General features: G+C 61.4%; 3 protein-coding genes. All 3 read left to right on the forward strand.

The annotated features are described in order from the left end of the window. A partial coding sequence (locus G6034_RS19320; RefSeq protein WP_176636725.1) for a tyrosine-type recombinase/integrase occupies positions 1–329 on the forward strand: 329 nt, incomplete at its 5' end. Next, a complete protein-coding gene (locus G6034_RS19325) occupies positions 319–1,296 on the forward strand; it encodes a tyrosine-type recombinase/integrase (RefSeq protein WP_176636726.1) in 978 nt (325 codons plus the stop codon). The genes G6034_RS19320 and G6034_RS19325, both read left to right, overlap by 11 nt. A gap of 1 nt (position 1,297) precedes the next feature. Then, the gene (locus G6034_RS19330) at positions 1,298–2,296 is read left to right on the forward strand and encodes a tyrosine-type recombinase/integrase (RefSeq protein WP_176636727.1); all 999 of its coding nucleotides are present in this window, start codon (positions 1,298–1,300) and stop codon (positions 2,294–2,296) included. Positions 2,297–2,392 lie beyond the last annotated feature (96 nt).

Genomic DNA, 2,392 nt, shown 5'->3' on the forward strand with positions numbered 1-2,392 from the left:
ACTATTGGAAGAACGAGCGCCGGCAGGTTCAGGATCCGCACCTGTTGGTGCGCCAAAGAGCCCCGCACCAACCACCCGCGACGGGCAACCACTTTCACCAGCTGGTTGCCGGGTGCTTCGACCGTGCCGGGGTCCAGACAGCTGGCAAGCACCGCGGCCTGCACTCATTGCGGCATTCCGTCGCGGTCGGAATGCTCGAGGCTGGGACACCTTATCCGGTGATCGGCGCTGTGCTTGGCCATGCCGATGCGAACACCACTCGCAGATATCTCAGGGTCAATGTGACCAACCTTCGCCCGTTGGCGTTGGAGGTGCCCGATGGCCGTTGAGATCATTTTCGACGGGGCGTTCCCAGAGTTGTTCAGCGAGTTCGTCGAGTACAAGAGAAATCTGGGCTACGTCTATCCGAAAAGCCGCCTCTACCTCGTCAGGCGCCTGTCAAGATTCCTTGCCGGGCGAGATGGAGACGAGCGGGTGCTGACCCGGGACGTGGTCGAGGACTTCGTCCGGCCGGGTGACGGAGAGTCCACTGGTTCGGTCGCGGGACGACACGGTATTGTCCGTCAGTTCGCCTTGTTCCTGCGGTGGAAGGGAATCGAGGCATGGGTGCTGCCGGACCGATTGTGGCCGCGCCAATCCAGCACGTTCATTCCCAGGATCATTACGGCGCAGGAGATGGCCCGGATCATCGCCTGCGCTGACGCTCGTCCCGCGTCGCGGTGCGGACCACAAACCCAGCCGGTCTACGCGATGCTTGTCCGCTTGCTGTGGTGCTGCGGACTGCGGATCGGGGAAGCGCTGTCTCTGCAGATCGTCGACGTGGACCTGGCCAACGCCGTCATCACCGTCCACAAAGCCAAGCACAACCGAACCAGGTTAGTGCCGATGTCCGAGTCTTTGGCGGCATACGCCCGCCGCTACATCGTTGCTATTGGACTTATCCCCGAAGACCACGGGGCGTGGTTCTTCCCCTCTCCACGAGGCGGGCGCTACAACCCGGGCTCGGCCACCACGCACATCCAGGGATTGATGCTCCAAGCAGACGTCACTACCGCCTCAGGACGTGCTCCGCGTGCCCATGACCTAAGACATTCATATGCGGTGGCCTGCCTGAGGAAGATGCAGATATCCGGGGTGGACGTATACGCAACACTGCCTTTGCTGGCGACCTACATGGGACACGCCGACATCGTCTCAACGGAGTATTACCTGCGCCTGGACCCATCCGCCTGGGGCAACATCGATCAGCTCATGGAAGGCGCCTACACGGGCGTATTCCCCCACGAGGAGGTGTGAGATGGCTGCCATCCGCCCTTTCGCCGACATGCTGGCCCGGTTCCTCACTGTCTACCTGCCCGTCACCAGGAACTGTTCCAGGAACACCATCTCCGCCTACCGGGACGCCTTCACGCTTTACCTACGGTTCATGGAAGACCGGTCGGCGACCCCGCCGGACAGGGTCTCCTTCACAGACTTCACCACACCGAACGTGACGGCCTTCCTCGATTGGCTGCACACCGACAGGGGCTGCTCCGCCGCCACCGCCAACCAACGCCTTGCGGCGTTGAAATCGTTCTTCCGATACGTTCAAGCCGAAGCACCCGAGCAAGTCGTACAGGCCCAACAAGTCTTCAACCTCAAAGCGGCCCAAGCCCCCCAGCCCGTCATCGACTACCTGCCCGTGGAAGCGATCGGGCTGTTACTGGAACACGCCAAACGCCGCGGACCGCGCGATCTGGCGCTGCTGACGACCCTTTACGACACCGCTGCCCGAGTTCAAGAAGCCTGCGACCTATCACTTGTCGATCTTCGTCTCGAAAAACCCGCCAGCGCGACTCTCACCGGAAAGGGCCGCAAAACCAGGATCGTTCCACTGACACCGCAGGCTGCCGTGATACTTGCACAGCACGTCGGTACACTGCCTCAAGAACCGTCGGGTCCGGTATTTGCCAACAGAGTCAATCAACGGCTGGGACGCGCCGGTGCCGCTTACATACTCGCCAAATGCGCCCAGGCCGCGCACGCCGACCGTCCCGAACTCGTCCCCACAACCGTTTCGCCCCACGTGCTCAGACATTCGAAGGCCATGCATTTACTGGAAAACGGCGTCAATCTGATCTACATCCGCGACATACTCGGCCACACCTCCGTCATCACCACCGAGATCTACGCCAAAGCCAGCCCGGAAATGAAACGCCACGCCATCGAAGCAGCCGCCGCGAAGACCCTCGAAACAAGCAACTACGACCAGACCGCCCGCCGGGACCTGCTGACCTGGCTCCGCCAAGCCATTTGAATCCACCTGTTATGCGAAGAAGTCGAGGCCCGCCAAGCCGCCCACCAGCCCAAACGCCAGAGACTTCACATAACCGATGACTTCACATCAGACGAA

It is taken from the genome of Arthrobacter wenxiniae, assembly GCF_013376105.1.
Taxonomy (GTDB): domain Bacteria; phylum Actinomycetota; class Actinomycetes; order Actinomycetales; family Micrococcaceae; genus Specibacter; species Specibacter wenxiniae.

What these genes read in the sequence shown, in the direction of transcription:
- G6034_RS19330 (WP_176636727.1), top strand. Translation starts at nt 1,298, where the DNA reads ATGGCTGCCATCCGCCCTTTCGCCGACATGCTGGCCCGGTTCCTCACT.
- G6034_RS19325 (WP_176636726.1), top strand. Translation starts at nt 319, where the DNA reads ATGGCCGTTGAGATCATTTTCGACGGGGCGTTCCCAGAGTTGTTCAGC.